At 36.4% G+C, this 4,378-nt stretch carries 4 protein-coding genes, 4 tRNA genes and 1 rRNA gene; 1 reads left to right on the forward strand and 8 read right to left on the reverse strand.

All coding sequences use genetic code 11. The annotated features are described in order from the left end of the window. From CBG25_RS17750 to CBG25_RS17770, 5 genes are all read right to left on the reverse strand, one after another. A partial coding sequence (locus CBG25_RS17750) for a GTP-binding protein (protein ID WP_228940279.1) occupies window positions 1–128 on the reverse strand: 128 nt, incomplete at its 3' end. Between the two features lie 128 nt (window positions 129–256). Beyond that, window positions 257–332 (reverse strand) — tRNA-Thr (locus tag CBG25_RS17755). 6 nt (window positions 333–338) lie between these two features. Next, a tRNA-Gly gene (locus CBG25_RS17760) sits at window positions 339–413 on the reverse strand. Between the two features lie 98 nt (window positions 414–511). Then, window positions 512–596, reverse strand: a tRNA-Tyr gene (locus CBG25_RS17765). A 24-nt stretch (window positions 597–620) separates the two neighbouring features. Further along, a tRNA-Thr gene (locus CBG25_RS17770) sits at window positions 621–696 on the reverse strand. 396 nt (window positions 697–1,092) lie between these two features. Between CBG25_RS17770 and coaA the strand changes: the two genes are divergently transcribed. After that, the gene (gene coaA / locus CBG25_RS17775; protein ID WP_032116415.1) at window positions 1,093–2,046 is read left to right on the forward strand and encodes a type I pantothenate kinase; all 954 of its coding nucleotides are present in this window, start codon (window positions 1,093–1,095) and stop codon (window positions 2,044–2,046) included. A 41-nt stretch (window positions 2,047–2,087) separates the two neighbouring features. Here the strand turns inward: coaA and birA are convergent, their stop codons facing one another. From birA to rrf, 3 genes are all read right to left on the reverse strand, one after another. Continuing rightward, the gene (gene birA / locus CBG25_RS17780; RefSeq protein WP_290608321.1) at window positions 2,088–3,050 is read right to left on the reverse strand and encodes a bifunctional biotin--[acetyl-CoA-carboxylase] ligase/biotin operon repressor BirA; all 963 of its coding nucleotides are present in this window, start codon (window positions 3,048–3,050) and stop codon (window positions 2,088–2,090) included. Continuing rightward, entirely contained in the window at window positions 3,047–4,087 is a 1,041-nt protein-coding gene (gene murB, locus CBG25_RS17785) for a UDP-N-acetylmuramate dehydrogenase (protein WP_290608323.1), read from the reverse strand. Before murB ends, birA begins: the two co-directional genes overlap by 4 nt. A gap of 135 nt (window positions 4,088–4,222) precedes the next feature. After that, a 5S ribosomal RNA gene (gene rrf / locus CBG25_RS17790) occupies window positions 4,223–4,338 on the reverse strand. Between the last annotated feature and the right edge of the window lie 40 nt (window positions 4,339–4,378).

Genomic DNA, 4,378 nt, shown 5'->3' on the forward strand with positions numbered 1-4,378 from the left:
CTACCGCCATAAGTTTTCGCTAATACAGTGGTGATTGCTGCAGTTAAAGTTGTTTTACCATGGTCAACGTGGCCGATTGTACCAACGTTAACGTGCGGTTTTTTACGTTCAAATTTTTCTTTAGACATTAGATTGTCCCTCTAAGACACGGAATCGGTGGTTACACCACATTAACCAAGCAGTAAAAGTCATATACTCGTTTCTTGTTTTTTCGCAGGAAAAAAATCAGGGAACAATTAAGAACATATTCTAGGAGTGGTGCTGATAGGCAGATTCGAACTGCCGACCTCACCCTTACCAAGGGCGTGCTCTACCAACTGAGCTATATCAGCACATCTTGGAGCGGGCAGCGGGAATCGAACCCGCATCATCAGCTTGGAAGGCTGAGGTAATAGCCATTATACGATGCCCGCCATGAACTCGGCTACCTGACTTTAATCAGCTGCAAATTTTATCTTAAGTATTTTGCATCGAGGTAGCATTTTAAGCTGAACACTTAAGATGAAACTTATGGTGGTGGGAGAAGGATTCGAACCTTCGAAGTCTGTGACGGCAGATTTACAGTCTGCTCCCTTTGGCCGCTCGGGAATCCCACCTTTTACTTATATCCAAATTTTTAATGGTGCCGGCACCAAGAGTCGAACTCGGGACCTACTGATTACAAGTCAGTTGCTCTACCAACTGAGCTATGCCGGCATCAGGTGCTGCGCATTCTAGGTAGAGAACGAGCATGTTGCAACAAAAAAATTAAAATATTTGTTCTTTTGCTTATAAAACACTCACTTTAACCTTTTTTGCTGCTTTTTTCTATAGTAAATGTTTAAATACTCAACAGTATAAATTTTTTATTTACTATTTACTCTAGTGAAAAATGACATCAAATTTTTCTCACTAATAAAAACGTATCGTAAAAGATACAATATTATTTCATTGCTAAAAATAAAAAACGGATGAATTGTGATCAATTATTTAATTAATACAAAAAAACAGAAAAAACTCTACGCCTAAAGATATTCAATCGTTATTATGCAATCTATTTTTTTATTGGTTATGAATGATTATGACAACCTGTACACAGGTAAATGTTGACTTATGAAACAACAACAAAACTTTTCAATAACACCTTATTTAGAATTTGACCGTGAACATTGGGCAACATTACGTGATTCTGTTCCACTAGAGCTACTAACGGATAAAGAGCTGCTGGAACTGAAGGGTATCAATGATGAAATTTCAATGGATGAAGTAAATAAAATTTATCTTCCTATTTCACGGCTACTTAATTTCTATATCAGTTCAAATTTACGTAGACAAACAGTTTTACAACAATTCTTAGGTACTAATGGTACTAAAGTACCTTATGTTATCGGTATTGCAGGCAGTGTTGCAGTTGGTAAAAGTACCACAGCTCGCCTATTACAAACTTTATTAAGTCGGTGGCCCGAGCATCGTAAAGTTGATCTTATTACAACAGATGGTTTCTTATACCCAAATCAGATTTTAAACGAACGTGGAATAATGAAGAAAAAAGGATTTCCGCAATCCTATGATATGCACCGTTTAGTAAAATTTGTTTCTGATATAAAATCTGGAGTCAAACAGGTTACCGCTCCGGTATACTCCCATTTTACTTATGATATCGTTCCCGATAAAAAGCAAGTGATTGAGCAGCCTGATATTCTTATTTTGGAAGGTTTAAACGTTTTGCAAAGCGGAATGGATTATCCACATGCTCCCCATCATGTTTTCGTATCTGACTTTGTCGATTTTTCAATTTATGTTGATGCCCCGGAAAATTTATTGAAAAAATGGTATATCAGTCGATTTTTGAAATTTTGCCAAGGCGCTTTTTCCGACCCTCACGCCTATTTCTACCATTATTCTAAATTAGAGCAAGAAGAAGCGATCAATACAGCTAAAACAATATGGGAAGAAATTAATAAAATAAATTTGGAAGAGAATATAATACCAACAAAAGAAAGAGCCAGTTTGATCATGACTAAAGGCTCTAATCATTCAATTACAAATGTTAGATTAAGAAAATAATTTCAAACATTGAGTCGATGATTAGCTTCGACTCAATTGTTCTAATTATCTGGCCTTAATGAAATTTCACCACCTATATAAGAAACAATTTCACCATTTTGTTCTAACAAAATTGCGCAGTGTTCATTAATACCTTTCACGATACCGATTTCAAGGTGATCACCAATATGTAATCTTACTTTTTTATGTAAAAAATTATCCAACGCCAGCCAACGCTTAATAAAAGGAACAAGACCATATTTCTCAAATTGCACTAATTCATGACGTAATGCCATAATGATCTGACCTGCGATCACATTTCTTTCTATTTGAATACCAGCCTGCTCAAGATTAATCCATCCTTGATTAATATTTGTTTCATAATTACGACTCATTGCAATATTAATCCCAATACCAATCACAATATGTGCCGCATCGCCAGTTTTACCTACCATTTCAATTAAAATACCTGCAAGCTTTTTTTCATTAAGATAAAGATCATTAGGCCATTTAACTTTTATATTACTACCGCTCAATTTATTAAGGGTCTCAGCTATCACAATCCCCGCAACCAAGCTTAGACCCATGGCAGCAGCCGGCCCTTGGTCTAAATGCCAATACAATGATAAATAAAGATTACAGCCGAAAGGAGAAGCCCAATATCGACCACGCCTCCCTCTACCGGCTGTTTGATATTCTGCAACACAAGCATCACCAGAACTTAATTGATCAATGCGCTCAAGTAGATATTGATTGGTAGAATTAATAACCGGTTTTACTATTATATTTCCGCGTCTCACTAAACCATAAATTCGCTCGTAGTCTAATAAATCCATTTTTCTAGTAAGTTGGTAAACCTTACTAGTAATAGTATTAACCTCAATACCCCATTTACGTAGTGTGTGAATATGTTTATTAATACCAGCTCGCGTCATGCCAAGTAATTCACCCAACTGCTCGCCTGAATGTATACTACCATCAGAAAGTATTTTGATGAGTTTTAAAGGAATAGTTACATCTTTCATGAAATAGTATCCATAGCATTTACTTCACCATATTTACCAATAAAACGCACTTCTGGTTCTAGTGTAATAGCAAATTTCTCTATAACCTTTTTTCGGATATAACGGGCTAAATCTACAATATCTTCTCCAGTCGCATTATTTTTATTAATTAAAATCAATGCTTGCTCCTTATGTACTGCCGCGCCACCACATTGATAACCCTTTAGATCACATTGATCAATGAGCCATCCAGCAGCAAGCTTTACTGTACCATCGATTTGAGGATATTCTGGACATCGAGGATAATGGGCCTTTATTTCATTTGCCGCCATACTAGAAATAACGGGATTTTTAAAAAAACTACCCGCATTTCCTACCAAAAATGGATCAGGTAACTTACTTTGCCGGATTTTACAAACAGCGTCAAAGATAGTTTCCGCTGTCACTGTTGGTGCTGCTAAAAAAGTCAAACCAGCATATGTTAATCTGGGTTGCCATAGCTTGTTAAGCTTCAGACCAACTGCAACAATAGCAAAATTTTCACGATATTTATGCTTAAAAATACTATCCCGATAACCAAATTGACATTCAGCGGCATCTAAACGATATTGTTGGCCATTATTCAGATTGACAATATCGACATAGTGACATACATCTTTAAATTCCATACCATAAGCACCGATATTTTGTATAGGCGCAGCCCCTACAGATCCCGGAATTAACGCCATATTTTCTAATCCATAGATGCCATTTTTTATAAGTGTTTCAACCAATTGATGCCAATTATTTCCTGCGCCAACATGAATAAACCATTCCTTAGCTGATTCAGTTATCTCTAACGCCATAATTCGATTTAAAATAACCAGGCCATCAAAGTCACTAATGAAGAGAACATTACTCCCGCCGCCCAATAATAAAATAGGCCACCCTTTTAGTCGTGCATTTTTCCATAACATAAGCAACTCTTCTACTAAAGTAGCGGAGTATATTGCTTTTGCCTTAGCATCAAGACTAAAAGTATTATATTTTTTTAATTCATTATGATTATCAGAATGCATATATCAAAACTCAATTAATATATAGTAATTATATAGTCTATTAATGTAGATATATAGAGAATAGATAAGAGTTACAAAATCAAACAATAAAACGTCAAAAGGCCACCCTTGGGTGGCTTTCTTAACATAATTAAAGTCTGGCAGCTCCCTACTCTCACATGGGGAGACCCCACACTACCATCGGCGCTACGGCATTTCACTTCTGAGTTCGGCATGGGATCAGGAGGGACCACCGCGCTATTACCGCCAGAAAAATTCTTTTCTATTTATCCCGTCTTATTTCGCTGCCTT

The sequence above is a fragment of the Arsenophonus sp. ENCA genome, assembly GCF_002287155.1.
Taxonomy (GTDB): domain Bacteria; phylum Pseudomonadota; class Gammaproteobacteria; order Enterobacterales; family Enterobacteriaceae; genus Arsenophonus; species Arsenophonus nilaparvatae.